The 24,205-nt window shown below is 61.5% G+C and carries 32 protein-coding genes and 3 pseudogenes; 19 read left to right on the forward strand and 16 right to left on the reverse strand.

Annotated features, from left to right (window positions below):
* Positions 1-174: 174 nt before the first annotated feature.
* A complete protein-coding gene (locus EH165_RS04310; protein ID WP_124798186.1) occupies positions 175-1,113 on the reverse strand; it encodes a diacylglycerol/lipid kinase family protein in 939 nt (312 codons plus the stop codon).
* 72 nt (positions 1,114-1,185) lie between these two features.
* On the opposite strand from EH165_RS04310, the gene EH165_RS04315 reads away from it, so the two are divergent.
* Positions 1,186-1,617: a hypothetical protein gene (locus tag EH165_RS04315; RefSeq protein ID WP_124798187.1), complete on the forward strand. Its 432-nt coding sequence runs from the start codon at positions 1,186-1,188 to the stop codon at positions 1,615-1,617.
* Here EH165_RS04315 and EH165_RS04320 read toward each other — a convergent pair.
* The 4 genes from EH165_RS04320 to EH165_RS04335 form a co-directional block, all read right to left on the reverse strand.
* Positions 1,574-2,062, reverse strand: a complete 489-nt coding sequence (locus tag EH165_RS04320; RefSeq protein ID WP_124798188.1) for a GNAT family N-acetyltransferase — start codon at positions 2,060-2,062, stop codon at positions 1,574-1,576. The two genes, EH165_RS04315 and EH165_RS04320, sit on opposite strands and share 44 nt — an antisense overlap.
* Positions 2,063-2,139: 77 nt before the next feature.
* The gene (locus EH165_RS04325) at positions 2,140-2,742 is read right to left on the reverse strand and encodes a histidine phosphatase family protein (RefSeq protein WP_124798189.1); all 603 of its coding nucleotides are present in this window, start codon (positions 2,740-2,742) and stop codon (positions 2,140-2,142) included.
* 47 nt (positions 2,743-2,789) lie between these two features.
* A complete protein-coding gene (locus EH165_RS04330; RefSeq protein ID WP_124798190.1) occupies positions 2,790-3,398 on the reverse strand; it encodes a dTDP-4-dehydrorhamnose 3,5-epimerase family protein in 609 nt (202 codons plus the stop codon).
* A 32-nt stretch (positions 3,399-3,430) separates the two neighbouring features.
* Positions 3,431-4,294, reverse strand: a complete 864-nt coding sequence (locus EH165_RS04335; RefSeq protein WP_239020693.1) for an IclR family transcriptional regulator — start codon at positions 4,292-4,294, stop codon at positions 3,431-3,433.
* 80 nt (positions 4,295-4,374) lie between these two features.
* Between EH165_RS04335 and hutH the strand changes: the two genes are divergently transcribed.
* From hutH to EH165_RS04370, 7 genes and pseudogenes are all read left to right on the forward strand, one after another.
* Positions 4,375-6,003 carry a histidine ammonia-lyase gene (gene hutH, locus EH165_RS04340; RefSeq protein ID WP_124798191.1) on the forward strand — a complete coding sequence of 543 codons (1,629 nt, stop codon included), beginning with the start codon at positions 4,375-4,377 and terminating at the stop codon, positions 6,001-6,003.
* A 2-nt stretch (positions 6,004-6,005) separates the two neighbouring features.
* Positions 6,006-7,667: a urocanate hydratase gene (locus EH165_RS04345; RefSeq protein WP_124798192.1), complete on the forward strand. Its 1,662-nt coding sequence runs from the start codon at positions 6,006-6,008 to the stop codon at positions 7,665-7,667.
* A gap of 41 nt (positions 7,668-7,708) precedes the next feature.
* Complete coding sequence (locus tag EH165_RS04350; RefSeq protein WP_124798193.1) at positions 7,709-8,938, forward strand: allantoate amidohydrolase; 1,230 nt, start codon at positions 7,709-7,711, stop codon at positions 8,936-8,938.
* A complete protein-coding gene (locus EH165_RS04355) occupies positions 8,935-10,251 on the forward strand; it encodes a formimidoylglutamate deiminase (RefSeq protein WP_206426102.1) in 1,317 nt (438 codons plus the stop codon). The genes EH165_RS04350 and EH165_RS04355 overlap by 4 nt, the downstream gene beginning before the upstream one ends.
* Positions 10,248-11,417 (forward strand): imidazolonepropionase, encoded by a 1,170-nt coding sequence (gene hutI / locus EH165_RS04360; RefSeq protein WP_124798194.1) that lies wholly within the window; start codon positions 10,248-10,250, stop codon positions 11,415-11,417. The genes EH165_RS04355 and hutI overlap by 4 nt, the downstream gene beginning before the upstream one ends.
* A gap of 104 nt (positions 11,418-11,521) precedes the next feature.
* A pseudogene (locus tag EH165_RS16785) lies at positions 11,522-11,721 on the forward strand (toxin HicA).
* Positions 11,718-12,119 (forward strand): toxin-antitoxin system HicB family antitoxin, encoded by a 402-nt coding sequence (locus EH165_RS04370; protein ID WP_124798195.1) that lies wholly within the window; start codon positions 11,718-11,720, stop codon positions 12,117-12,119. Before EH165_RS16785 ends, EH165_RS04370 begins: the two are co-directional and overlap by 4 nt.
* A 155-nt stretch (positions 12,120-12,274) precedes the next feature.
* Here the strand turns inward: EH165_RS04370 and EH165_RS15650 are convergent, their stop codons facing one another.
* From EH165_RS15650 to EH165_RS04380, 3 genes and pseudogenes are all read right to left on the reverse strand, one after another.
* Positions 12,275-12,910 carry a Type 1 glutamine amidotransferase-like domain-containing protein gene (locus tag EH165_RS15650; RefSeq protein WP_338418508.1) on the reverse strand — a complete coding sequence of 212 codons (636 nt, stop codon included), beginning with the start codon at positions 12,908-12,910 and terminating at the stop codon, positions 12,275-12,277.
* A 66-nt stretch (positions 12,911-12,976) separates the two neighbouring features.
* A pseudogene (locus EH165_RS16430) lies at positions 12,977-13,117 on the reverse strand (recombinase family protein); the annotation flags it as partial.
* Positions 13,118-13,504: 387 nt separating this feature from the next.
* Positions 13,505-13,864, reverse strand: coding sequence for a hypothetical protein (locus tag EH165_RS04380; protein WP_124798196.1), 360 nt, complete (start codon positions 13,862-13,864; stop codon positions 13,505-13,507).
* A gap of 67 nt (positions 13,865-13,931) precedes the next feature.
* Here EH165_RS04380 and EH165_RS16790 point away from each other — a divergent pair, with 67 nt between their 5' ends.
* The 5 genes from EH165_RS16790 to EH165_RS04400 all read left to right on the forward strand — a co-directional run bounded on the left by EH165_RS16790 (position 13,932) and on the right by EH165_RS04400 (position 15,766).
* The gene (locus EH165_RS16790) at positions 13,932-14,324 is read left to right on the forward strand and encodes a helix-turn-helix transcriptional regulator (protein ID WP_124798197.1); all 393 of its coding nucleotides are present in this window, start codon (positions 13,932-13,934) and stop codon (positions 14,322-14,324) included.
* 41 nt (positions 14,325-14,365) lie between these two features.
* On the forward strand, positions 14,366-14,725 hold the full coding sequence (locus EH165_RS04390) for a DUF5655 domain-containing protein (protein WP_124798198.1): 360 nt from the start codon (positions 14,366-14,368) through the stop codon (positions 14,723-14,725).
* 251 nt (positions 14,726-14,976) lie between these two features.
* The gene (locus EH165_RS16435) at positions 14,977-15,105 is read left to right on the forward strand and encodes a hypothetical protein (RefSeq protein ID WP_277870522.1); all 129 of its coding nucleotides are present in this window, start codon (positions 14,977-14,979) and stop codon (positions 15,103-15,105) included.
* A gap of 57 nt (positions 15,106-15,162) precedes the next feature.
* Positions 15,163-15,447 carry a nucleotidyltransferase family protein gene (locus EH165_RS15655; protein ID WP_206426104.1) on the forward strand — a complete coding sequence of 95 codons (285 nt, stop codon included), beginning with the start codon at positions 15,163-15,165 and terminating at the stop codon, positions 15,445-15,447.
* Between the two features lie 190 nt (positions 15,448-15,637).
* Complete coding sequence (locus EH165_RS04400) at positions 15,638-15,766, forward strand: HepT-like ribonuclease domain-containing protein (RefSeq protein ID WP_277870547.1); 129 nt, start codon at positions 15,638-15,640, stop codon at positions 15,764-15,766.
* A 409-nt stretch (positions 15,767-16,175) separates the two neighbouring features.
* On the opposite strand, the gene EH165_RS04405 is transcribed toward EH165_RS04400, so the two are convergent.
* A complete protein-coding gene (locus tag EH165_RS04405; RefSeq protein ID WP_124798200.1) occupies positions 16,176-16,469 on the reverse strand; it encodes a hypothetical protein in 294 nt (97 codons plus the stop codon).
* Between the two features lie 310 nt (positions 16,470-16,779).
* Between EH165_RS04405 and EH165_RS04410 the strand changes: the two genes are divergently transcribed.
* The 4 genes from EH165_RS04410 to EH165_RS04420 all read left to right on the forward strand — a co-directional run bounded on the left by EH165_RS04410 (position 16,780) and on the right by EH165_RS04420 (position 18,394).
* Positions 16,780-17,106 carry a PadR family transcriptional regulator gene (locus tag EH165_RS04410; protein WP_239020695.1) on the forward strand — a complete coding sequence of 109 codons (327 nt, stop codon included), beginning with the start codon at positions 16,780-16,782 and terminating at the stop codon, positions 17,104-17,106.
* Positions 17,107-17,610, forward strand: a complete 504-nt coding sequence (locus tag EH165_RS04415; protein WP_124798202.1) for a hypothetical protein — start codon at positions 17,107-17,109, stop codon at positions 17,608-17,610.
* A gap of 237 nt (positions 17,611-17,847) precedes the next feature.
* Complete coding sequence (locus EH165_RS16440; RefSeq protein ID WP_277870523.1) at positions 17,848-17,976, forward strand: hypothetical protein; 129 nt, start codon at positions 17,848-17,850, stop codon at positions 17,974-17,976.
* A 220-nt stretch (positions 17,977-18,196) separates the two neighbouring features.
* Positions 18,197-18,394, forward strand: coding sequence for a hypothetical protein (locus tag EH165_RS04420; protein ID WP_124798203.1), 198 nt, complete (start codon positions 18,197-18,199; stop codon positions 18,392-18,394).
* A gap of 231 nt (positions 18,395-18,625) precedes the next feature.
* On the opposite strand, the pseudogene EH165_RS16795 reads toward EH165_RS04420, so the two are convergent.
* From EH165_RS16795 to EH165_RS15370, 4 genes and pseudogenes are all read right to left on the reverse strand, one after another.
* Positions 18,626-18,865: pseudogene (locus EH165_RS16795) on the reverse strand (toxin).
* Positions 18,862-19,125, reverse strand: coding sequence for a ribbon-helix-helix protein, CopG family (locus tag EH165_RS04430; protein WP_124798204.1), 264 nt, complete (start codon positions 19,123-19,125; stop codon positions 18,862-18,864). The pseudogene EH165_RS16795 and the gene EH165_RS04430 overlap by 4 nt, the downstream one beginning before the upstream one ends.
* A gap of 205 nt (positions 19,126-19,330) precedes the next feature.
* Entirely contained in the window at positions 19,331-19,960 is a 630-nt protein-coding gene (locus tag EH165_RS04435) for a hypothetical protein (RefSeq protein WP_124798205.1), read from the reverse strand.
* 221 nt (positions 19,961-20,181) lie between these two features.
* On the reverse strand, positions 20,182-20,568 hold the full coding sequence (locus EH165_RS15370) for a hypothetical protein (protein ID WP_164479120.1): 387 nt from the start codon (positions 20,566-20,568) through the stop codon (positions 20,182-20,184).
* A 503-nt stretch (positions 20,569-21,071) separates the two neighbouring features.
* Here EH165_RS15370 and EH165_RS16445 point away from each other — a divergent pair.
* Positions 21,072-21,197, forward strand: coding sequence for a hypothetical protein (locus EH165_RS16445; RefSeq protein ID WP_277870524.1), 126 nt, complete (start codon positions 21,072-21,074; stop codon positions 21,195-21,197).
* A gap of 671 nt (positions 21,198-21,868) precedes the next feature.
* Here the strand turns inward: EH165_RS16445 and EH165_RS04445 are convergent.
* The 3 genes from EH165_RS04445 to EH165_RS04455 form a co-directional block, all read right to left on the reverse strand.
* Complete coding sequence (locus EH165_RS04445) at positions 21,869-22,222, reverse strand: type II toxin-antitoxin system HicB family antitoxin (protein WP_124798207.1); 354 nt, start codon at positions 22,220-22,222, stop codon at positions 21,869-21,871.
* Positions 22,219-22,446: a hypothetical protein gene (locus tag EH165_RS04450; RefSeq protein ID WP_239020696.1), complete on the reverse strand. Its 228-nt coding sequence runs from the start codon at positions 22,444-22,446 to the stop codon at positions 22,219-22,221. The genes EH165_RS04445 and EH165_RS04450 overlap by 4 nt, the downstream gene beginning before the upstream one ends.
* 294 nt (positions 22,447-22,740) lie before the next feature.
* A complete protein-coding gene (locus tag EH165_RS04455) occupies positions 22,741-23,349 on the reverse strand; it encodes a hypothetical protein (protein ID WP_124798208.1) in 609 nt (202 codons plus the stop codon).
* A 321-nt stretch (positions 23,350-23,670) separates the two neighbouring features.
* On the opposite strand from EH165_RS04455, the gene EH165_RS04460 reads away from it, so the two are divergent.
* Entirely contained in the window at positions 23,671-24,141 is a 471-nt protein-coding gene (locus EH165_RS04460) for a nucleotidyltransferase domain-containing protein (RefSeq protein ID WP_124798209.1), read from the forward strand.
* Positions 24,142-24,205: the final 64 nt, after the last annotated feature.

The raw sequence follows: 24,205 nt of genomic DNA on the forward strand, positions 1-24,205 counted from the left end.
GAATGCTTTCACGCTCTCAGCAGATGTCAAGGGTTTTGGTGTTTGAGGTTGCGTATCTCACGTTTGCCCCGCGCTACGGACTTTTAGCGCTAGCAGCCGGTGGGATCGATTCAGCTGGTTTCCAGTGGGCCTGCGGAAGGCCGGTTTCCAGTGAGAAATTTGACAATCAGGACATTAAACAACAACCCGAAGTGCGTTTTTCACACTGACGAACTCGACACGGGAAAATTGACCCAGGTAGTCGCCGTCCATCTGAAAGTCGACGGGGGTGTTGGTGGTCACTTTTACGCCACTGACGTTATCGACCCGAAACAGCTTGCGACTTCGGGGGTTTCCTGCCTTGCGCAACATGGACAGGCCGATACGAGTGAGGGTAATCGGCTTGAGGCTCCGGGAGGCAAAGACTCCTAATCCACCTGCGAGTGTGGTGGTGGGATTCGTCCGGATGGCGCGATTGCCGAAATATGTCCATGGATCCACATTTGAGACAAAGACCATCCGGCAGTCCGGTGCGCTCTCACCGGTTGGTAGCTCCACCTGCAACGAGTGCGGCCGGCGACCCGACCCCAGGTAGAGCTTGATGGCTTCGCGAACGTGCATGGCGTTGGAGATCGATCTGCCCGTGGCACGATGTTTTTCTACCTGGGACACCACGCTGGCGTCGATGCCGAGGCCAGCATTGAATGTGAAATAGCGACTGGCACCGCCGTCCATGCGAGCCAGCCCGAGCGATACGAGAGTGCTGCGCCGTGTCGATAGCGCCTCCAAGATTTGGGCCGTCGCCTCGGTGGGGTCCGCGTCCATCCCCAGAGCTCGCGCAAAGACGTTGGTCGACCCGCCCGGCACAATCGCCAGCTGCGGAACCTTCTCCGGAGCCGTTCCCGACGTCAGCAGGCCATTGACCACTTCGTTCACCGTGCCATCTCCTGCGTGCACCACCACCAGGTCAAATCCGGCTGTCGCCGCGTGTCCAGCAAGTTCGGCCGCATGGCCGCGGTTTTCCGTGTGGGCGATTCGTAGCTTCATTTGGCTGGCCAGCGCATGCGAGAGAAAATCGCGTCGGCGAGCGGTGGTGCCGGTGGCGTGGGGGTTGACTATCAAGAGAGCGCGCATCGAGAGTGAAGTTTATGCGTGGGGCGCAACCGGGAGCAGTCAGGCTCGCTGGCGCGGCGCTAATCTGGACCGGTGAGCGCTCCTGTTGATCCACCGCCGCTGTCCATCCTGCCGCCGCCGACGGTGCGAATCGTCGCACTGGTCGCTGCATTCGAAGCATTCGCAGTCTTAGTGGTGGCGGGCGTGGTGATCGCCGCGCGCAAAGACGCCGACCTCAAATGGGCGTTGGCCACCGCTGCGTACTTTGTGGCACTCACCGTGTTGATCGCAGCTGTCAGCAAGGGATTGTTCCAAGGGCGAAGGTGGGCGAGAACCCCAGCGCTTGTGATCAACCTGATCGTCCTGTTGGTGGGCTTTTATCTAGCTTTCCCGAGCGGGCAGCTGGCTCCGGGGTTGGCGATGATGGTGTTGGGCGGCGCGAGCGTGGGACTTCTCGTCAGCAAATCCAGTTCTGAGTGGATTAAGAGTTTCCCGCCGCTATTTGGGCCAATGGCTGACCAGTGAGCCGGAAGACGCTCCACCCCTGCATCGGCACCGCACCGAGCGAGGAGTAAAAGTCAATGGAGGGGGTGTTCCAGTCCAACACCGACCACTCCACTCGGGCGTAGCCGCGTTCGGCGGCTATCGAGGCGAGGTTGACCAGCAGCGCCTTGCCAAGTCCCGAGCCGCGGTGCGCGGGTGATACATAGAGATCCTCGAGATAGATCCCATGCACGCCCTCCCAGGTGGAGTAGTTGAGGAACCACAACGCATACCCGACGACGACGTTACCCACGACGGCAACGTGGCCGTAGACGGCGGGGGAGTCGGCGAATACGCACGCGATGAGTTTGTCCGTCGTCAGGAAGCACAGCTGGGGCAGCTTCTCGTAGTCGGCGAGGTCGTGCACCAGCTGGACGACCGCGTCCACATCCTGTAGCTGGATCGGTCGAATGCGAGGGTCGGACACGATGAGGCCTTTCGGTGAAAACGGTGGGTGAGTCAGAAAGTTCAAACCTTGGGGCTGCTTCGATTGCGCAGTAACTCTTAGACGACGTGGGTGAGGTCTGGGACATTGGCGTGTTCGATGATCCGAAAGCCGTTGTGGTCTCCGAGAACGGTAATTGCGGCCGGGTCAAGGGCGATGCCTTGTGCTGCCTGAACCGCCAGCTCAATCCACCGAACGGCTAGAACCCGCGAAATGTGGCCATGACAGACCAAGGCGACATCGCCGTTCGCCATTGCCGCCCTGGCCCTGCCCAGCACTCGGTCGGCGCGAGCTTGCGCTTGTGCAGGACTTTCGCCGGTTGGTCCGGCGCCCCCGTCGCGAAACACCGACCACGCCGGGTTCAACTCACGTATCTGGGGTGTGGTGAGGCCTTCGTAGTCGCCGTAGCCGAATTCGACGAGTTCGTCATCGGTCTGTGTCACCGCCAGACCGGCCAGCGCCGCCGTCCGTTGGGCGCGCAACCGCGGGCTGACGAGCACTGTTGTGGGCGCAATACCCAGCCGCTGGAGAACCCAGGGGATTCGTGTGGCCTGCTCCTCGCCGAATGCCGTCAGGTCGATGTCTGTGACCGATGTGTGTCGCCCCGACTGGCTCCACTCGGTTTGCCCGTGCCGAATGAGGGCGATGCGAGAGTTGCTCAAGAATGGCCTTTCTCGGGGTGGCGCCAAGGGCTGAGGGAGTGGTGGGTCTAGTGACCGCGGTGCCGCAGGCTTTCCTCGTACGCCATGCAGACCTCATACGACGGAAGAAGGCCAGAGGCCTGCGCCTGCGCCAAAGTGGGAGCAGCCTCGTCCTTGCCGGACAGGGTGAACTCCATTCCTTCTGGCCATGGCAATTTCAGAGCCGGATCGAGGGGGTGGATCCCGTGTTCGCCGCCGGGGTTGTAGCCGGTGGAGCAGAGGTAGGTCAGGGTCGAGTTGTCCTCGAGCGCTAAGAATCCGTGGCCAAGGCCCTCGGCAAGGTAGACCGCCCGACGGTCCACCGAGTCCAGAAGTACTGCGTCGACAGCACCGAAAGTTGGTGACCCCAACCGGATGTCGACGATGACGTCGAGCACGGCGCCCGCAGGGCACGTGACATATTTGGCTTGGCCCGGGGGAACATCGGCGAAGTGGATCCCGCGCAGGGTCCCGGCTCGGGAAACGCTCAGATTTGCCTGGGCCAGTTCGAGGGGGTGGCCGATAGCGGCGGTGAGATCGGCGATCTTGAACCATTCCATGAACACGCCACGGTCGTCGCCATGCTGCTGCGGGGTGAATTCGAAGGCGCCTTTGACGGCCAACTCGCGAGTAATCATGGTCAAACTTTAGCCGGTGCACCGCGCGGGTCTCACACTGGCGAGTGGCCGCCCAGTGCTGCGGTGACGGCGGCGGTCGCAGCCTGCACGGTGGCCGCGAGTTCGGGCCATCGTTGGTCACAGGGAGTCTGCGCGTCCGCTGGCACATTGGTGGCGGACTCACTTGTTGCCAGCCGGGCCGGCGTCGGCTGGCACAGATGGGCGAAGGTGACCCCGATCGACGCCACGGCCATCGAACGGTGATCGAAAACAGGCGCCGCGACCGACGCCATCCCAGCACTCACCAACCCGTCCTCCACAGCCCAGCCGGATCTTCTCGTTGCAGCAAGCGAACGGCGAAGCTCCGGCAAGGATCGGGCGCCGCGGCCGGTGCGGTCGACAAAACTGTCCGTCCCCGGCAGTAAAGCTCGGACCTGCGCTGCGGGCAGGAAGGCAAGAATCGCCAGACCGGTGGCCGTGAGATGGCTGGGTAACCGGACCCCCACCTCGGTAACGAGAGTGGGCGGCCGGAAATTGCTCGTCGGTTTTTCCTTCACCACATACAGGGTCTGAGCACCGTGCAGCACCCCCAGGTGAGCGGTCATGGAAACTTTGGCGGCTAGCTGGTGCAGGATCGGGCGGGCAACGCGCTCCAGCGGCTCCTGTCGCAAGTATGCGGTTCCAACCTCGAACGCAGAAACTCCAAGACCCCAAAGCCGTTGGGAGGCAATGTGAACAGCGAATCCTGCCGCCGCCAATTCGGTGAGCAAATCGTAGGTGGTGGATCGGGGGAGCCCGAGCTCGCGAGCGATGGTCGCCGCCGATTGCGGGGTCGCGCGGGAGGCGAGATAGTTCAGGACACAGAGCCCTTTCCGCAGGGCCGGAGCTCCGCCCTCCCTGGGGTGCATTGATGCCATACTGCTGATTGTCCGGTATTCCGGACACCAATCTCGCCAGACCCCTTTTGGTAGCCACGTGAAGGGCGTCGAATACAGGGATGAACACCCCCGTCCCCGCAGCCGGCGTTCGCCCCAACACGGTCCCACCGTCACTACCAATTCCCCTCGTGGAGGGTGCGGAGATCTCACTGGGAAAGGTGTCGTTGGGCACGGATGGGGTGTCGCCAGCTGACGTGTGGTCAGTAGCGCGCGCGGGCCTGGGCGTCGTAATCACAGATGATGCTGCGGCCGCAATTACCGCTACCCGCGCTGTTATCGATGCGCTGGCAAGCGATGTCAACCCGCACTACGGGATTTCCACCGGTTTCGGGGCGCTCGCGACAACTCACATTCCTCTTGAGCGCAGGGCTGCGCTGCAGACCTCACTGATCCGGTCGCACGCCGCGGGCAGCGGTCCAGCGGTCGAGGTCGAGGTGGTGCGCGCCATGATGCTTTTGCGGCTGGCGACGCTGGCGAGTGGCCGGACGGGCATCAAGCTGGAAACCGCCACGTTGCTGGCGGGTTTGATCAGTGCGGGCATTACTCCCGTTGTCTCCGAATACGGTTCGCTGGGTTGCTCCGGCGACCTCGCGCCGCTCTCCGCCGTGGCATTGACACTGCTGGGCGAAGGTGAGGTCGACGATGTTCGAGGCGTCCGGATGCCCGCGGCCCAAGCCCTGGCCGCAGCAGGTCTGGCCCCTGTGCAATTGGCCGAAAAGGAAGGTCTTGCGCTCATCAATGGCACCGATGGCATGCTCGGCCAGCTTGTGCTGGCTGGCGCCGATTTACAGATGTTGCTCGACACGGCCGACATCGCCGCCGCCATGAGCGTCGAGGCGCTGATGGGCACCGACCAAGTCTTCAGCGCTGATCTGCAGGCACTTCGGCCGCACCCCGGTCAAGCGACCGCGGCAGCCCGGATCGCCGCGGTTCTGGCCGACTCGCCGATAGTCGCCTCGCACGCCGGTCCCGACGACACACGGGTGCAGGACGCGTATTCGCTGCGGTGCGCGCCAGCGGTACACGGCGCCGCCCGCGACACGCTGGACCACGCAATGACGGTGGCAGGGCGAGAACTTCGCTCCACCATCGATAACCCGGTGGTACTGCCCGACGGCCGAGTGGAATCGAACGGTAACTTCCATGGCGCGCCCGTGGGGTACGTCCTAGACTTCCTTGCTATCGCAGCAGCTGACGTTGCTTCGATCAGCGAACGCCGCACCGACCGGATGCTCGACAAAAGCCGCAGTCACGGGCTACCCGCTTTTTTGGCCTTCGAGGTGGGCGTCGATTCAGGCCACATGATCGCCCAGTACACCCAGGCCGGAATCGTGTCAGAGATGAAACGACTGGCGGTACCCGCATCGGTGGATTCGATTCCGTCGTCGGCGATGCAGGAAGACCACGTGTCGCTCGGCTGGCATGCGGCGCGCAAGTTGCGCAAATCCGTTGACGGACTCACGCGGGTGCTTGCCATTGAGATCCTCACTGCCGCTAGGGCTTTGGACTTCCGCGCGCCCTTGCAGCCCGGCCCCGTGACGGGCGCGGTGCGGGACCTTGTGCGTACCAGGGTGGCGGGCCCGGGGCCGGATCGCCACCTCGGAGCTGAAATTGATCTTGTTGTAGAACTCGTTGCGTCCGGCCGTGTCGCCCAACTTTTTACCCGAACCCAAGAATCAGGAGTTTGACCATGACCTCAGGTCCCCGTCCCGTCCGCGCCGCCCGCGGTACCACCCTCACCGCCCGCTCGTGGGCCACCGAGGCGCCGCTGCGGATGTTCCACAACAACCTCGACCCCGATGTGGCTGAAAACCCGGACGCGTTGGTGGTGTACGGCGGCACGGGTAAAGCCGCACGCGACTGGAAGTCCTTCGACGCCATCACCCGCACCCTGACCGATCTCAAGGAGGACGAAACCCTCCTCGTCCAGTCGGGCCGGCCTGTCGGCGTCATGCGTACCCACGAGTGGGCGCCGCGGGTCCTCATTGCCAACTCAAACCTGGTGCCCGATTGGGCGAACTGGCCGGAGTTCCGTCGGTTGGAAGCCATGGGGCTCACCATGTACGGCCAGATGACGGCTGGCTCCTGGATTTACATCGGCACCCAGGGCATCGTTCAGGGAACGTACGAGACCTTCGCCGCGGTGGCGGACAAGAGGTTCGGCGGAACCCTCGCCGGTACCTTGACTCTCACCGCTGGCCTCGGCGGAATGGGTGGTGCGCAACCGCTCTCGGTCACGATGAACGGCGGTGCGTGCCTCGTCGTCGAATGTGACCCGTGGCGGGCGAACCGCCGAGTCGAGACCCGCTACCTCGATGTGGTCGCCGATAGCCTCGACCACGGAATCGAACTCGCCGTCCAGGCCAAGAACGATCGCAAGGCGCTTTCGGTCGGCGTCATCGGTAATGCTGCGGAGGTCTTCGCGGAACTGTTGAGGCGCGGCGTCCCCATCGATATCGTGACCGACCAGACCAGCGCCCACGACCCGTTGTCCTATCTGCCCACCGGCATCGAGGTGGAGGATTGGCACGAGTACGCAGCGAAGAAGCCGGAAGAGTTCACCGACCGCTCGCGCGATTCGATGGCCGCGCATGTCGAGGCCATGGTGGGCTTTATGGACGCGGGCGCCGAGGTATTTGATTACGGAAACTCCATCCGCGGCGAAGCCCAATTGGCCGGGTACAGCAGGGCTTTCGACTTCCCGGGCTTCGTCCCGGCCTATATTCGTCCACTGTTCTGCGAGGGCAAGGGCCCATTCCGCTGGGCCGCGCTCTCCGGCGATCCTGCCGACATCGCCGCCACCGACAAGGTGATCATGGAGATGTTCCCGGACAACGACAAGCTGCAACGCTGGATGCGGATGGCTCCGGAGAAGATCGCCCATATGGGCCTGCCGGCGCGCATCTGCTGGCTCGGCTACGGCGAACGACACCTCGCCGGGATGCGGTTCAACGAAATGGTTGCCTCCGGGGAACTTTCGGCGCCCCTGGTCATCGGCCGCGACCACCTTGATTCCGGTTCGGTGGCTTCGCCGTATCGCGAAACCGAAGCGATGGCCGACGGTAGCGATGCCATCGCGGATTGGCCGTTGCTGAATGCTTTGGTGAACACCGCATCTGGCGCCACCTGGGTATCCATTCACCATGGCGGCGGCGTGGGAATCGGCCGCTCCATCCACGCCGGCCAGGTCACCGTCGCGGATGGCACCGCGCTGTCCACTCAAAAACTGGAACGAGTGCTGACCAACGACCCGATGATGGGCGTTATCAGGCACGTGGATGCAGGCTATGAGGAAGCAGAGGCCGTGGCTGACGCAAAGGGCGTCCGGATCCCGATGCGCGAGGGCGAATAGCACTGACGTGCCAGAGGGTTTTAGTCAACGAGAGGTGAGAGATGAAGATTGCCGCGGGTTCTCAGAACAGCAGGTTTACTTCGACGTGGTCAGATCTGGCCGCGATTGGGAGGGACCAGACCCGCGGCGGTTATTCGCGCCACCTTTTCGATGACGCCGAAATGGCCCTACGCAGTTGGTTCGTCGAGCAGGCCCAGCGGCGCGGCCTGGAAGTTGAGACCGACCGCAATAGCAACGTCTGGGCATGGTGGGGCAGCCCCGGCCCCGGGGCCGTCGTGACCGGGTCGCACCTGGATTCAGTTCCCGGCGGTGGCGCGTTTGACGGTCCGTTGGGGGTCGTGTCATCGCTGATGGCGGTGGACGAGTTGCGGCTTCGCGGGCATGTCCCCACCAAACCCATCGCCGTAGTCTGCTTTGCCGAAGAGGAGGGCGGTCGGTTTGGCCTGCCGTGTCTGGGGTCTCGCTTGATGGCGGGGATAAGTGATGCCGACCACGTCCGGCGGTTGCGTGATCCGAATGGCATCTCGCTAGCCGATGCCGCTCGCAGGGTGGGCATTGATCCGGCCGAGTTCGGTCCGGATCCGGTGCGTCTGGCGATGATTGATTCGTTCGTCGAACTCCATGTCGAACAGGGGCGCTTGCTGCAGCAGGTCGACCCGCAGGCGGCGATCGCCGTGGGCAGTCAAATCGTGGCGCACGGGCGATGGCGCTTCACCTTTACCGGAACCGGGAACCACGCTGGCACCACTGTCCCGGCGGACCGCAAGGACCCGATGCTGCCAGCGGCCGCAACGGTGTTGGCAACCCGCAGGCTGCTGGCAGAACACGCGGGTGCGGTAGCGACCGTGGGCCGGTTGGTACCCGTTCCGGGTGGCTCCAATGTGATTGCCTCCAGCGTCGACCTCTGGCTTGATGCGCGGGTTCCGGGCGCCGCTGCCACTGCGGCCCTGGTGGATGCGATTGTCGCGGCGGCCCGGATTGAGGCCGAATTGGAAGGGTGCTCGTTGGTGGTGCGGCGCGAGTCCTTCTCCGACGACGTTATTTTTGATCCGGCGCTGGGTCTGGAATTGAATGGAGTGTTGAAGGTTCCCACCATTACCACCGGGGCCGGGCACGACGCGGGGGTGTTGGCGCCATTCCTCCCAACGGCCATGCTGTTTGTACGTAACCCCACTGGCATCTCACACTCTCCGGCCGAACACGCCGAGACAGCGGACGCCCTCGTGGGGATCGACGCGCTGGCAGACGTTCTCGCAAAGCTAACCCGGTGACGGTGTATCGGGCGGAGCTGGCCTGGGTCACTGGGCTGGCGGGCGGCGAACTGGTGGGGCCTATCGACATCCATTGCACCGAAGGCGTTATCACATCGATCGAGCCAGCAATGGCCCCTGCTGCGGTTCGGCTGCCGGGGCTGGTGCTGCCAGGATTTGCCGATGCGCACTCTCACGTTTTTCACCGTGCACTCCGCGGCAGAACTCATGCAGCGAGCGGTGGCGCAGGCAACTTTTGGACCTGGCGCGACGCGATGTACGAATTTGCAGATCGCCTCAACCCGGACACCATGTACGAGTTGGCGGTAGCGGCCTATACCGAAATGGTCTGCGCCGGCATCACCGCGGTGGGGGAGTTCCACTATCTGCATCACGGCGCGGGCGGTGTTCCGTATTCGGACCCGAACGCCATGGGCTTAGCCGTGACTGCAGCGGGCGCCCGGGCCGGCCTTGCCGTCACGCTGCTCGATGTTGCCTACCTGGCAGGCGGTTTCAGCCAGCCGGTCGGTGAGATTCAGCGGCGATTTTCAGACGGCAGCGTTGGTGCATGGGCTGACCGCGTTGCCGCGCTGCCAGCAGATCTCCGGACCGGTGTAGCGATCCACTCCGTGCGCGCGGTGGGCGAAGACGCACTTCCCGCCGTCGTAAGCACAGCGAGCGGGCGAGTGCTGCACGTTCATCTGTCAGAGCAACCGGCCGAGAACGAGGCCTGCCAACAGTTTCACGGCGTCAGTCCCACGCAGTTGTTAGCGCGTAACGGCGCGATCACCTCCCGAACTGCGGCCGTGCATGCCACTCATCTCTCACCGGCCGACATCGCGCTTCTGGGCGATGCCCACGCATCTATTGTCATGTGCCCGGCCACCGAAGCTGACCTGGCGGACGGTATTGGGCCGGCGCGATTGCTCGCCGACGCGGGCGCAGTGATCTCGCTCGGCTCGGATCAACACGTGATCACCGATCCGTTCGCGCAGGCACGTGGGCTCGAGTACGGAGAGCGGCTCGCCACCGGGATTCGCGGACGCTTCTCACCCTCGGAGTTGCTGCACGCTGCAACGGTTTCCTCCCATGACGCCATCGATTCGCCGGCGGGCCGCTTGCGGGTGGGGGCGTCAGCAGATCTGGTTGCCGTCCGGCTCGACTCGGCGCGCACCGCTGGCAGCGACCCCGCCCAAGTTCTGATGTCGGCAAGCGCCGCAGACGTGGCGGTCGTCGTCATCGGTGGTCGGGTGGTGGCGCGGGACGGCATCCATGTCGATCTGGGTGACCCGGGTCCGCTCCTTGGTAAGGCAATCTCGAGGATTAGCCCATGACATCGACTGTGCTGACGGGAATCTCGCGCCTGGTGACGAACGACTTGCAGTTCGGTGCGCCGCTGGGTTTCATCGAGGACGCCGCCTTGGTCTTCGAGGGCGAATCCGTGGTGTGGGTGGGGAGCGCTATCAATGCCCCGGAAGCCGATACCGCCGTGGATCTCGGCGGGCGCTGCGTGTTGCCGGGATGGGTGGATTCCCATTCGCACCTCATTTTTGCCGGCGATAGGTCGGCGGAGTTCTCTGCCCGGATGGCCGGAGCGCCGTACGCAGCGGGTGGGATTATGGCCACCGTCGGGCCAACGCGCGCCAGTTCTGACGGCGCGCTGTTGAGCCGCGCCCAACGCCTTATCGCAGAGATGGCGGCGGGCGGAACCACCTGCGTCGAAACAAAAACCGGCTACGGCTTGACGGTCGAGGACGAGATCCGGTCGGCGCGAATTGCCCGCGCCGCAGGCGTCGACGAAGTGACCTTTTTGGGCGCGCACCTGTTGCCGCCGGAGTACAGCCACGACGCCCAGGGGTACGTGGACCTGGTCTGCGGCCCCATGCTGGAGGGCGTGCGGGAGTACGCGGGCTGGATCGATGTGTTCTGCGAGCAAGGAGCATTCGACGAGGCGCAGTCCCGTCAGGTCCTCACCGCTGGCGCCGCCGCGGGCCTCGGATTGCGGGTCCACGGCAACCAACTCGGCGCTGGACCGGGGGCGGCTTTGGCGGTCGAACTCGGCGCCGCATCGGTGGACCACTGCACCTATCTCAGCTCAGCAGATCTGGAATTACTGGGAAGCTCGGACACGGTGGCGACACTGCTGCCCGCCTGCGACCTCTCCACCCGGCAAGCCGCAGCGCCCGGAAGGGAGCTGATCGACGCCGGCGCCACCGTCGCGTTGGCCTCCAATTGCAATCCCGGCTCGTCGTACACCACGTCGATGGCGCTGGCGGTTGCCCTTGCGGTCCTGCAGTGCCGGATGACGGCGGCGGAGGCAATCTGGGCGGCTACCGCGGGCGGGGCAAAAGCGTTGCGGCGCAGCGATGTGGGCCACCTGGGGGTCGGTGCGCGGGCTGACATCCACGTGCTGGACGCACCTTCGGAGGATTATCTGGCCTATCGGGTGGGTGTTCCCCTGACGCACGCTGTGTGGCGCAAGGGAACTCGCGTGCGCTGATGAGTCAGTGTGATGTGTCGATGGGTGAAAACGCCTGTCACCGTGAGAAGGACCGACCCACTGCTTGGTGGTACCGCGCGCGGCTCCATCGTTGACTCCAAGCGCTGCCAAGATCGTCGGAGGCGTGCGGTGTGTACTTCGGCGAGCTTCGTACGACCGGTGGTTCGCACGCGGTTTTCACGATGCCCTGGTCGGGCGAGCCCAGAGTGAACATCCAAACGACCAAGGCAAAGCGAAGGCGTACAAAGTCCGTCAGGTCTTGACGGCCATCGAGAAGTTAGAAGAGGAAAAGAAGCAGCGATGAGCCAGGCTCCAGTTTCTCCGAGTCTGGTGGATCGGTTTTCCTACTCGGTTTTCTACTCGACAGATGACGGTGGGTTTGTGGCTCCTGTCGCCGAGTTTCCTTCACTGTCCTGGGTAGAGAAGGAGCGGCGGGAAGTTGAGGACGGCCTCCTCGCTGTGGTTGAAGAGGTGCTCGCGGAAATGGAGCACTTCGGCGAGCGAGTGCCGGGGCCTCACGGCGAGCGCGTGTTCTTAGGGAGGTTCAATCTGCGGTGGCCAACCAGTCTCCACCGTGAGTGGGCACTGAGAGCCGAACGTGAGCACCAGAGTTTGAACACCGTCGTGGTCAGCTGCTATCTCGCCGCGGATAAACCCCGCAGCACCTCAACCACGACGTCCGTAGCCGGCGATCGCCAGTGATCAGCTGAATAGTTCGCGGTGGCCCCAATCCCGTGTGTCGGCCTATTCAGGGGCCGGATGTGTCAGTCCCTAGGGGGTGCGGCGCACTTCGGTGATGCGACTTCTTGACATTGACCCGTGCCCGAGAGGACCGCAGCCCGGATCACCCGTCGCGGTCAGGACTGAATGAGCGAGCTGAAACCGTCGACGACTAATGCTTGGCCGTCGCGGAGGGGCCAGTAGCGAATATCCTTCGCGTCATACCGTTTGGCGATTGCCCCAAGGATGTTTGTCTCGGGGTGATCGGACGACTGAAGATGCGGGACAACGGCGCGGTCCAGGACAGCTAATCCGGCGAAACGAACGTCGCCGTATTCCGCACGACAGTCAACGACCGAATCGCAAAGTTCCAGCCCCAGCAGGCTCGGAGCTAGGACGCAGGCGCCCGCGCTAAACCCTGCGTAGACGAGATCGTCGGCGGCGAGCCTGGCGACGATGAGGCGATCGAATGCCGAGCGTGCCATCGCCATGCGAAGGATGAACACATTGCCGCCCCTCACCCACACAAAGTCAGGGTGCCCAAACGCCGCCTCTACGTCGTCGGGAGTGAAGTTCCGTAGGTCGAAGTTCTCAGCGGTGAGCCCGATCGATGAGAGGTTTTGAATCTGACTCTCAACGTCTGCGAGGCGTCGATCGTCATCGACGCCGTCGAGTGCGTTCGCGATCAGCCAGCCCCGTTTGCTTCCCCTCACTAGCGCGGAGAACAGTTCGGGGTGATCACCCAGTTGGTAGGAGGACAGGTAAAGGCGCACGGTCAACAGCGTGGCACCTGATCCGCGATCCCCGAATACTCGAGCCGATCGCGTGCTTACCGCGAGAGTGTTGCCTTCGATCAGCGCGTCGAAAGCTTGAGTCAACTGGGGGCGTAACGCTTGCGCACCGGAGACTCCGTGATCGATGTAGAGGTCATCGCGCCGAATCCCAGCGGTTTTGAGATCCGCTTGTTGACGATTAGTGGAGTGCTGAGATGCTGTCCTACAGGTGTCTCATAAGTAATGGTGTGTTGGCAGTTTCAATCAGAAGGTTGCGAGACATAGTTACGAGAATCGCGGTACGTGGAAACGCGTGCTGAACTGCACGAAAAATGGCCGGTCAGCACCCTGCGTTCTAGGCTGGCCGGTGAGTCACCTCGTATTCCTAGGGTTGTGAGACTGCCTGTTCCCGGCCAGCTCGAGCGCAGGACGCTCGCTCATCGGGGTTAATGTCGAAACGCCTAAACGGGCACCTGTAGGCAAGTCGGTGGGTTCACCCAACCACCAGCGGGGAAGCGTCAGGCTGTCCGGTTTACGGGCGGTCCTTGCAGACAGAACCGCGGGTTGCAATGGAGAATCATCAGGCTCGAGGAGTTATTCGTCCAGCGCGGTGAGAACTGCGATTCTCCACCCATCCTCCGAATTGACCAGTTGGTACATCATCCGTTCGGTGGTGTCGTTGTCGTGATGCCAGGTGACGTCGGCCCACACACTGTGTTGGGTTCGTGCGACCACATTGATGTCGGTGGTGGTGTGCTTGATGCCGTCGTATTGCTCCCACGCTTGGAGGAAGAAGTCGGCGGTCTGGCTGGGTTCGGAAACGGCGATGGATTGACCCGGAAAAAGGATCAGCGCGGGTGTGGCGTACAGGCTGCTCACTACGTCCGCGTCGCGGGCAACGAGGGCGTGTGAGTACGTGTCAAAGAAGTCGTCAGCAATCGTGTCAGCGTTCATGGGGCTAGGCTAACAATCAACCAAGACAAGCCGGTGTCATACTTTAAGAGGGATTCGTATCGACAGCATGATTGCTGCAGCCGCCTCACGCGACAACCATCTGGTGTTGCGCCGTGTGGAGCGACATCAGCAACTCGTCGAGATATTGCACCGCCGAGGCGACCGTGTCTCGTTCCGCGAGCTCAGTGACTGGTTCGGCGTCTCCCGCCGAACGATAGCCCGCGACGTTCAGCGTCTTCGCCACTCGGGTGTTCCCATCGATGTGCGGGCCGGGCGACGCGGAGGCGCAAGCCTCCCCCGCCTGATCCATCGAGCGAATATCTGGTTCGACATTGCGGAGCTGACAGCTCTAATGTCGAGCCTTTCCGCACTCGGTCCAACTGCGTCAGAATCCGCCGCGTCCGCCATGCATAAGCTCGTGACGGCCCTAAACCCTGACCGCGGAGATCTCGCCGAATAATCACCATGGCATTGGTTGGATGCGCTCTCTACAGTCAGGGAATGGCCAATGCTCACTGGGAAGAGTTCACCGACGGACTCGACGAAGACGACCTCGCCAAGATTTGGGCTTTTCGCAGTTTCTGCCGGAAGCTTCCCGATGTCGAGGAACGGATCCACTCTGCCGACGTCACCTATGCACGCAAGCGGTCTTTCACCTCCGCGTACATCAAAAGCCACTACCTCGAGATCGGCATCGAACTCCAGCGCGCTGTCACTAATCCCAAGCCGAGAACATCCTTCTCGACCTCGAAGAAGGTGACAATGCATCGATACAGTCTCCGCCAGCTCGAAGACTTCGATGACTCGATCCAAGACCTCATCATCGAAGCCGCGGAAACTGTCGGTCCAGGAACGCGGTAGACGTTCAGCTTCCGGGCGGTATCAGCTCCGATGAGCCCGAGTTAGGTCCGCCCAGTGTCTCGTAACCGAAGTGTCTCGAAACCTATGGGTTGCAAGACGGCATAAAGCCGATTCATTGTGCCTGGACTACGCCGTGGAGCCCTCAAGCAGGACCCTCATTGCGGCGAGCGCGACCGCCCGTCTGACCAGTGCCTTGTCTACAACGAATAGTCACTCCGATCTACGGATATAGCATTTGCTATCTTGGTCTTATGGCCACCCCGCTGGTGGAGGTAGCTAGTCACGCCGATGAGATTACTGCTCTAGCTCGCGCCGAGCTCGTCCGCGCGGTCAGGCAGGCTGATGCACAAGGCATGACGCAGTCTCAGATTGCCCGGTAAATCGGTCGGAGCCAGCCAGAAGTATCACGGCTGCTGCGTTTCCACGGTAGGACGCCATTGGCACGAAATCTTCGTCGCAACGCTAGCCAGGTTCGGCAGCTCGTCGCCGAAGCGGGCGGCACCCGGGTGCGTGTCTTTGGGTCGGTAGCAGTGGGCAGCGATCACCCCGGCTCCGACGTAGACCTGCTGTTCACGATGACGGGCCCACTCAGCTTGATGCAGCTGGGCCGACTAGAACAACGGATCTCGGATCTGTTGGGCGCGCCGATCGACTTGGTTCCTGAGTCGGCTCTTCGGCCCGATCTGCGTGAGCGTGTCTATGCCGAGGCGGTGTTGTTGTAAGCCGACCGGCGCAGGAACTGTTGCGCGAGGCGCTGGTTCATCTGAGGTTGGCCAACTCGTACGCGGCCGATGAAAAATTGGACCAACTGGTTATTGATGCCATCTGCATGAGGTTGTCGGCCGGAATCGAGGTACTGGCCCGGCTCGAGTCGCAGGTGAGGACCGACCTGTTCGGTGCCAATTGGCGGTCATGTGGGGGATGCGCAATCGCATCGCTCACTGCTACCTCTTGGTGAACTCTGACATCGTTCGTCAGACGATCCAGATAGACCTGCCAGAAACTGTCCGGATGATCGAACGCGAGTTCTCCGACACCTGATCACCTCGCCGCAGACAGCCGGACCTTGATCGGGCACGTGAAGCACACCTTTGCTGCAGTCCGGTGTTTCATCACCTATGCGCCTCGTAACCCATGGGTTGCGACACAATCTGGCCGGCTCACCATCTCCCTAGGCACGGTCAGACATGTCGGTGACGCTTGAATGCTGGTCGTTCTGCAGTCCACATCGACATCCAACTGGGCGACTTCGAACATTGAAATGCCGGGCGCTTTGGCCCGGATTGCTTCGGACCGTAGACACGGCCCTGGGCCACCCCATTCCCAACGGCGCAGTCACCCAGCCACCTAGACTCACGTCAGCCTTGGGGGAGTGTCCTAGAAGGGATCGGCAACCGGGCGCTGATCTGCGGGTCGGCGAGCTGTCCAGTTGTTGCTCAGACGGTCGGCGTTAGGGGGCTCGTCTCGTCGAGCCCACCCGGAAGCCGATAGCACCTGCGAGCATGATCAACCCGAGCACGGCAAGAGAAATACCAACGAGGTGTCCGTCGGTGAAATATGTCGGCGTGGAGTAGTCAGGGCTCGACGACAGCGGCGTGTAGGCGGTCCAGCCGAACGCAGGCACAGTGGTGGGTGCGAGCAGGAAAACTACTGACCCGACAAGGACAGTGACCAAGGCTGCTAAGACCAGGGCGTTTCGTTTCCACCACGACCACATGCTCGTGGACCGGTCCTTGAATGTCATGCGGTCAGTATGGCTGCATCTGAGGCGTGCGATGCGGTTCAGCGCCCCGCGACTTGCTGGCAACTGCAAATGCTGACCAGTTGGTGTAGTGGTTCACTGCGTTCTCCGCAGCGAGATATTCCGGCGTAAATAAGTCCATAGAGTCGTAGGGAGACCTTGGTGACGGCGACGACCGGGTTTGCGCTGCTAGGAGACAGATTTCTTCGGATTTTGGTGTGTCCTCGTACGCTCCCGCGGTTATCGCAGTCCCTCTATCGGGGGGTGGTGAGCATCTACAGATCGAGGTATCTTGTATTACATGGTACCTGGATTGCCGGTCTCGGCTCAAATGCGCAAGGGCGTTCTCGAGTACTGCGTGCTCGCCTGCATGATCTCCGGGCCCACTTACGGGTTGGCGATCGCGAAGCGACTCGCGGTTCATCCGGACCTGTTGACAAGTGAAGGCACCCTGTACCCACTGCTGTCGCGGTTGCGCAAACAAGGCTTGGTCGAAACGACCTGGCAGGAGTCGCCTACCGGGCCGCCTCGGCGCTACTACTCGCTCACAGCACAGGGCCTCACATCCGTGGCCGGTTTCGCTGCCGGGTGGGGGCCGTTCAGTAAAGCAGTTTCCGACGTTCTACGGGAGGCGATGTAAATGAGCGGTACGAGAGCTCGAGAATTGGGTGCGCGCCAACAACAGTTGGTCGATACCTACCTGGGCGACCTTCGACGATCGATGGCCTCCAAGGATCCGGAGGAGGCGACCGAGGTTATGGAAGCGGTCCGTGAGCATATCGAATCGGCTCTTGCTGAAATCGAGTCGCCGACACTTGCGCAGGTGCGAGGCGTCCTGGACGACCTCGGTCCGGTCGAGCGCATTGTCGATCTGTCCACCGACGCCCCAATCGAACTGGGCTGGGGGCGAGTCCTGGCGCCTCTGTCGCTGGTCGTGCTGGCCCTGCTGGCGGTGCTGCTCGCTGGGTTCTGGTTTCTTGCGGTGCCCCTCGGCCTTGCTGCGGCGATCACGGGATTAATCCAAGGCCGGCGCTCCGGAGGGCAGGTTCGCGTGCTGTATCAGATTGCCGCGGCAATCGGTGCGGCCGCGGTCCTTGCGGCGGCGGCCATCGGGGTGCTACTGGTCAGCGGTTCGTCAGGCTGACCCTACATGGGCTGTCGGGGTAGGGGCCTTTGCATCCTTGCTAATGCCGGGTGCCCGCAAAGCAACCTGGCAACAGGGCCGGGAAAACTGAAGAAGGCCATCACGATGAGGAAACTGCTCACCACGCAGTTTGTGACCATGGCGATCGGGCTGGCTAATGTGGTACCGGCTGGTGCAACGAGTTCCGCTCCAGAGGGAGCAAGTGCTGCACGGGGCCTGACGCTCGCTTAAAAGGTAGTGGGCGACACGGATCAGAAGGCCGCGTTCGACAAGCTCAGCGCAGCCGATCAGAAGGCTCTGGTGGACTCAGTGACGCCCGTCACGGACATGCTGTTCGAGGAGCGCGTCTCCACGAGGGCTGACTAGGGGTGCGCTATATCCACTGTTCAGCGATAAGAGATACCTGTTCCACGCGGTTACTGCCTGCGAGGCCGAGCAGATCAGCGTCGCTATTAACGGAGCAGCGCTAAAAACAGGCCTCTTAGCCTACTTCGACGCGACCGCGACGCATGGAAGCAATGAGCCTCTGCTCCTCCAGGCTCCGGCTGTTCTAAGCGACGAAGCTGCGGCCACTCTGCTGCGTGTCGTGGGCGGCGCCGAACCGCGCACCGACCTCAGCGCTCTCCAGCCTGTGATGGCGCCCGATGACCTCGACGCACTCACAGACATTCTCTCGGCAGCGTTTGAGCGAGCGGCTCTTGCCATCGCATCCGGCGCACCCCGCTTGCCCTATGAGCGGACGGTCGAGATATTGATCGGCTACACCGCACCACACCGCATATGAGAAAACGCAACGATGAGACCGCTATTAAGGTGAGCTGACACAGCCACACAGCTACGTCTTCCAGACCGCTTAGAGAGCCAGATGATGCGTCCGCAAGACGTTCGGCTCGCGCGCGATATTGTCTTCTGCCGACTCGAGTTGAGGCCCTCTGCTTCCCCGTAACCCATGTGCCTCGAAACCAATGGGATTCAGGACAGTTGCGACTTAGCACCGCCCTCCGCAGGTCGGGAACTACGGAAGCAGGTCGAGCATTTGGGGTCTTGCTTTCATGGGGTGAATGACGAGTTCGTTTCCGCTGTCACACGTGAGCGCCACCGTCTCGAGGAGCCTGCCCTGGGTGTCGAAGCCTCAACGAAGCTGTCGTGTGGGGGAGTCAACGTCGAGATCCTTGATCCAGATTGGACACGATGCCGCCTGTGTTGCGTCCTCAGGTGAGACCCCATGTTTGAGTGCCGTGTTGTGAACTTTCACGCGGCGTACTTCGCCAGCGCCTCACGAATAAGTTCTGAACGTGTCTTGTGCTCTCGCTCAGCAACAGCGTCGATGCTCGCCAGCTCGTCGATGGTGAGACGCAACGCGACAACCTGCGACGGTTTCGCGCCTCTGCCTGGACGTCCACGGCCGCGCACTTTCAAAGCCTCGATGTTCGGGTTTGCCTCAGCCTCCACGACCCACTCAGAGATCTGCTCTTCAGAGACCGCCACACCATTAGTCGTATCGTCCAGGCTCATAGGTTTAACGTAATACGAAATCAGCGCCGGGACAATGGGGCTGCTTCCTGCTGTGTACCCTCCATCTTTTAAGGTCATCCCCAGTCGGGGTCCCTTGGCCCCAGCGGTGTCTCACAACCAAAGTGCCTCAAAACTCATGGGTTGCGACACAACTGCCCTAGGTCATCATCCGAGCGCGTAGAACGAGACACTTAATTTCCCACGGTTACTGGTTCGGGCCCCTGCCCTGGAGGATGGCTGTGGCTTCTATACCCAATTGAGGATCGTGGGCCAGCGGTTCTACGACCGCTCGCCCCAGCCCTGCTGAGATTCGGTTGCCTATGCGATTGACGGGGCGCAGGAAGTAGATCCGCGAAGTGCCGAGGCGATCCAACTTGAGGAACGTCAACAGGTCTGGGTAGTGCTCCCTCCGGGCGACGAGGCTCATGGCTCCAGCAACCCCGTCCTGTATGACTGTCCTCGTCGAGCTCAGATACAGCTCCCTGAGTTCGACCCAATGCAGCCGTGCAGAATTGTGTTGGAGTGCCGTCGCAATATCCTGAAGCGCCCGATCCGGGTAGTCCCGTTGCAGATGGTCCATCAGGACGGGAAATGCCACGGAGATCGCACCCGGAATCTTGTGCAGGTCCCAGACTGAATCAACGTCGAGTCCCGCGGAGCGAAGATCTTCAACCACGGGTCGAAGCGCAACGTCGAGTGCGGCCCGAGCAGCGCTCCGGTCTGACGCGGCTTGTTCCTGGGCCGCCCGAAACTCGGGGTCAGAACGCAGGCGCTCGGCAACTTCTGCCATAATTTCTGTCGCGGATCTCGGTCCCGACTTCGGTCTGTGCGCCATTCGGCCACATTACTGCCGCGGGTCGCTTCTATCGCGCCTTTGAATCCTCAATTCCGGCAGATCGGTGGATCGTAGTGCCTCGCCTCCCATGGGAATGAGGCATACGGGCACGAGTGTGTTGTGCAGTCGTCTTCGGAAAACGAGAGCTGACGACTGCAGGCAGAAAATATGATTCGACTACGAATATCGGCCCTGCCGATGGAGTCGGTAAGGGGACCTGTTTACGAAATGCGCGAGAGTGGTGCGACGACGACTTGGACGTCGTCGTCGTAAAGCACGCGTCCAGGGTTCGGGGCCTGGCGCCTGATGCAACTAATCTCGTGGCGCTGATGTAGCTGCAGATAGCCGTCGATTTGGTCGAGCAGGTGTGTGGCCGTGTCTTTGAACCAGCAGGTGACTATCGGGTTTTTGGTCCGGTCAAACAGTGTGGGGTCGACAGTGGCTGCGTCCGGGTACGCGGCATTGAACCAGTCGTTGTTTGAACGCCACCACGACCATTCGTTGGCGCTGAGCCGCCCGGATCGAGCGAGGCCGTTAGTCAGAGCAAATATCCCTATATGGGCACCATGACTGTTTGCCGTCGGTGACTCGAAGCGGATATAGAGCACTTAGGCAGTATCGTCTGTCCTCCCAGGAATGTCGCTCTGCCCCGGCGGTGATCGGCCACCGCAGAAGGTTTATGTCCCGGTCCGCACCGAACCATGGGGGCAGGTCATCGCGCGCTTTCAGTCTCCCGATGGCGTATTGCTTGGTGTCTGATTCATACCCACAGCTCGCAGACGCCCAACTTCTCCGCAGGTAGCGGGCGTCCCGCGAAAAGAGTTCCGTGGTCACCGACGACGAACCTGCGCAGCGAGCGAAAAGCACGTCCCTGTACGGCGATCGGCTCAACTGAAGCGACAATTTCCGTAGATCGGTGTCTCATAACCAAAGTGCCCCGTAATCCATGGGTTGCGACACAGTCGCGCTGACTCATCGTCAGCTTAGGCCCGGTAATGCACCTCGTAACCCTTCGGTTGCGTGACTGCCTGACGGACAATTGTTCGCGACGTGAGTGAACGCCCGCACTGATAGAGGGCCCCCACGAATCTTCGATCACAGCAGTGAAGCCATGACCCGGCAGCAGTGCCCTATTCTGGAGGACGCCATGATTAAGGACGCCTCGCTCGTCAGCCACGCCATCGTCGTCTGGACTGGTTGGGACGCTGCTTCATGGCCGTCCCGCGACGATGCATAGTTAGCCCAACGGTTTGGTAGTAATCAGGCAATGGAATTGATTCCAATCGTAAAGCGGTTAACTGAAGAGTTTTATGAGTCTAGCGCGAATAACATTGCCGCCGATCTTGTACAAATGGGCGAAATGGCTGCGGAGCGATTTCGCGAACTGTATCCCGAAATCTCGAACGGTGCCGTTTGCGCCCTCGCTTGCTGTTATACGTTCGATTACAATTAATAAGAATCTCGGTGCGGTATTATGGCTGCTGAATGTTGTTTCCGTAGCTAACGCTGACTGGACCAACTGGTGCAGATGGCGCCGCCCTAAGTGGCCGGTATCGCTTGCCGTTTCGTCGTGAGGACCGCGCTACAAGTTCGGGCATCGGTGTCACCCTGGGTCCCTTCGACGCCTCGCAGCCAACTCCGAAAACGAAGCGCGGCAGACCTGTCTCGTAACCAAAAGTGCCCACCATCCCGAGCGAATCGAGGCGTACGAACAGGAGAGTCCTATGCAGTCGGCTTCGGACTTCGACAATGAGAGATTACCTGAAAACGTTGCAATTGCTCCTGAAACGTCTGCTGGCCGTTCCGCTTGATGACACGTTTCAGTTAAGGTGCGGCAGTTTTGGCAGGTCCCCGGGTATCGAGCCACGGCGAACTATGCATGTAATCGCGGCGTGCAGACCTAGGGGTTTAGGTGCGGCGAGATAGCAGGCTGACCACGACTGTGTTCAAGCTCTGATGCTCACGTTCGGCTCTCAGCGCCAACTCTCGGTGGAGACTGGTCGGCAACCGCAGGTTGAACTTTCCTGAAAACACGCGCTCGCCGAAAGGCTGCGGCACAGACTCGCCGGAGTGCTCCATATCCAAGAGAACTTCCTCGACCACAGCGACGAGGCCGTCTTCCGCTGCACGCCGCTCCTCGGCGATCCAGGACAACGATGGGAACTCAGCGACGGTAGCCACGAAACTACCGTCGTCGGTCGAGTAGGAAACCGAGTAAGAGAACCGATCCGCGAGACGCGGCGTACCTACAGCCTTGCTCATGGCTTCTTCCCATCATCTTCGAACTTCTCGATGGCTGCCAAACCCTGACGGACCTGGTAAGACTTCGCTTTGCCTTGGTCGTTTTGAATATTCATCCTTGGGTCGCCGACCCAGGGCATTTTGAAAACCGCATGCGAACCTCCGGTCGTACGCGACTCGCCGAAGTACTCAACGCAGACCTTCAACAGATCCTGATAATCCACATTTTTCGTACTCCGCTGCATCGCTTCGAGGATCTTGGCGACACTGGGCAGACGCCATGGTACCGCGCGCGGTACCGTCAAGCAATGGGTCGATCAATCCCTCAGCCGAACGCCACATCGGACAAACGCCACATCGGAACTTTGGCCGAATCTCAGCACAGGTGCTTCGTAACCAAACTGCCTCGTAACCTATGGGAGTTAAGTCATACGAACATGAGCGCGCTGTGCAGTCGACTTCGGACATTCGTGCAGGCCTTTTCGAATGTCGACAAAGTGCCGGTAACCGATCTGTAACTCGCCCAGATCGGTGACCGATCAGTCTGGGGGGCATTGTCGGGCGAGCCAGTCCGGTCGCGGATTCAATATGTTGCCGCACCAACTCAAGTCGTCTTCGTACTCGACGACGAACGACTCCAGCCTGACATCAGCAAGAATCGCATCGGTCATGTCCGTCGACCCGGCGACCAACGTGCTGTCCCAATCGATCTCCGTCGCAATGCACCACGAATTGTCCGCCGGCCAGATCAAATTGGCCGACTGCGGCCAGCTGGGACTCATTCCCGGCCACGTCGTGATCGCTGCCTTCGCTGTGGCGAAAAGCCGGTATTCGCGCCCACCCCATCCTGGCAACACGGGTTCGCCATTCCATCGGTAGGTCCAGGTCCCAAAACCGAGCCAGACTCCCTGAACGACGTTGCCATCGCACAAGCAGTGATCGAGAATGGCCGTCAGGGTCCCCACAGGTACCGACCCCTCATCAGGGTCGACGTTGCCGCTACGTCCGTTGCCGTCACGAACGACTCGCTGGAACCCGGTGGGGATTACGGACCGCACCCGCGAACCCATAGAGGACTCGCCGCGAACCAGGCGCGCATTAATCCAGTCCCCGACACTCGGGTCCAGCAGTCGCCGCGGTTCGTCCATTCCTGAATCATTCACGATCCCCGCGTATGCGGGTGTCCCTCAAGCAGCAACAACTATCGGAATTTCGCTGTGCTGTAGAGCGACCGACTATCGGGGCAACTGAAGCGACAATTCCGGAAGATTGGTGTCTCATCAACTAAGTACGTCGTATTCCATGGGTTGCAAGACGGCATAAAACCGATTCGTTGTGCCTGAACTGCGCTGTGGAGCCCTCGAGCAGGACCCTCGTTGCGGCGAGCGCGACCGCCCGCGTGACCAATGCCTTGTCTACAACGAATAGTTGCTCCGGTCGACAGATATAGCATTTGCTATATTGGCCCTATGGCCATCCTGCTGGCGGAGGTAGCTCGCCACTCCGATGAGATTACTGCGCAAGCTCGCGCCGAGCTCGTCCGCGCGGTCAGGCAGGCTAATGCACAGGGCATGATGCAGTCTCAGATTGCCCGGGAAATCGGTCGGAGCCAGCCAGAAGTATCACGGCTGCTGCGTTTCCACGGTACGACGCCCTTGGCACGAAATCTGCGCCGCAACGCTAGCCAGGTTCGGCAGCTCGTCGCCGAAGCGGGCGGCACCCGGGTGCGTGTCTTCGGGTCCGTCGCAATGGGCAACGATCACCCCGGCTCCGACGTGGACCTGCTGTTCACGACGATGGGCCCACTCAGCTTGATGCAGCTGGGCCGACTAGAACAACGGATCTCGGATCTGTTGGGCGCGCCGATCGACTTGGTGCCCGAGTCGGCTCTTCGGCCCGACCTGCGTGAGCGTGTCTATGCCGAAGCGGTGTTGTTGTGAGCCGTCCGGCGCAGGAGCTGTTGCGCGAGGCGCTGATTCATCTGGAGTTGGCCAACACACATAT

This window comes from Nakamurella antarctica (assembly GCF_003860405.1).
GTDB lineage: Bacteria > Actinomycetota > Actinomycetes > Mycobacteriales > Nakamurellaceae > Nakamurella > Nakamurella antarctica.

Coding starts and splice junctions, on each gene's coding strand:
- EH165_RS04455 (WP_124798208.1), bottom strand. CDS start 23,349: ATGGACGAACCGCGGCGACTGCTGGACCCGAGTGTCGGGGACTGGATT.
- hutH (WP_124798191.1), top strand. CDS start 4,375: ATGAACACCCCCGTCCCCGCAGCCGGCGTTCGCCCCAACACGGTCCCA.
- EH165_RS04380 (WP_124798196.1), bottom strand. CDS start 13,864: ATGAACGCTGACACGATTGCTGACGACTTCTTTGACACGTACTCACAC.
- EH165_RS04430 (WP_124798204.1), bottom strand. CDS start 19,125: ATGAGCCTGGACGATACGACTAATGGTGTGGCGGTCTCTGAAGAGCAG.
- EH165_RS04400 (WP_277870547.1), top strand. CDS start 15,638: ATGTGGGGGATGCGCAATCGCATCGCTCACTGCTACCTCTTGGTGAAC.
- EH165_RS04350 (WP_124798193.1), top strand. CDS start 7,709: ATGAAGATTGCCGCGGGTTCTCAGAACAGCAGGTTTACTTCGACGTGG.
- EH165_RS04445 (WP_124798207.1), bottom strand. CDS start 22,222: ATGAGCAAGGCTGTAGGTACGCCGCGTCTCGCGGATCGGTTCTCTTAC.
- EH165_RS04370 (WP_124798195.1), top strand. CDS start 11,718: ATGAGCCAGGCTCCAGTTTCTCCGAGTCTGGTGGATCGGTTTTCCTAC.
- hutI (WP_124798194.1), top strand. CDS start 10,248: ATGACATCGACTGTGCTGACGGGAATCTCGCGCCTGGTGACGAACGAC.
- EH165_RS04415 (WP_124798202.1), top strand. CDS start 17,107: ATGAGCGGTACGAGAGCTCGAGAATTGGGTGCGCGCCAACAACAGTTG.
- EH165_RS04405 (WP_124798200.1), bottom strand. CDS start 16,469: ATGACATTCAAGGACCGGTCCACGAGCATGTGGTCGTGGTGGAAACGA.
- EH165_RS04310 (WP_124798186.1), bottom strand. CDS start 1,113: ATGCGCGCTCTCTTGATAGTCAACCCCCACGCCACCGGCACCACCGCT.
- EH165_RS04435 (WP_124798205.1), bottom strand. CDS start 19,960: ATGGCGCACAGACCGAAGTCGGGACCGAGATCCGCGACAGAAATTATG.
- EH165_RS16435 (WP_277870522.1), top strand. CDS start 14,977: ATGGCCACCCCGCTGGTGGAGGTAGCTAGTCACGCCGATGAGATTACT.
- EH165_RS04330 (WP_124798190.1), bottom strand. CDS start 3,398: ATGATTACTCGCGAGTTGGCCGTCAAAGGCGCCTTCGAATTCACCCCG.
- EH165_RS16445 (WP_277870524.1), top strand. CDS start 21,072: ATGACCCGGCAGCAGTGCCCTATTCTGGAGGACGCCATGATTAAGGAC.
- EH165_RS04450 (WP_239020696.1), bottom strand. CDS start 22,446: ATGCAGCGGAGTACGAAAAATGTGGATTATCAGGATCTGTTGAAGGTC.
- EH165_RS04335 (WP_239020693.1), bottom strand. CDS start 4,294: ATGGCATCAATGCACCCCAGGGAGGGCGGAGCTCCGGCCCTGCGGAAA.
- EH165_RS04460 (WP_124798209.1), top strand. CDS start 23,671: ATGGCCATCCTGCTGGCGGAGGTAGCTCGCCACTCCGATGAGATTACT.
- EH165_RS16790 (WP_124798197.1), top strand. CDS start 13,932: ATGATTGCTGCAGCCGCCTCACGCGACAACCATCTGGTGTTGCGCCGT.
- EH165_RS04345 (WP_124798192.1), top strand. CDS start 6,006: ATGACCTCAGGTCCCCGTCCCGTCCGCGCCGCCCGCGGTACCACCCTC.
- EH165_RS04390 (WP_124798198.1), top strand. CDS start 14,366: ATGGCCAATGCTCACTGGGAAGAGTTCACCGACGGACTCGACGAAGAC.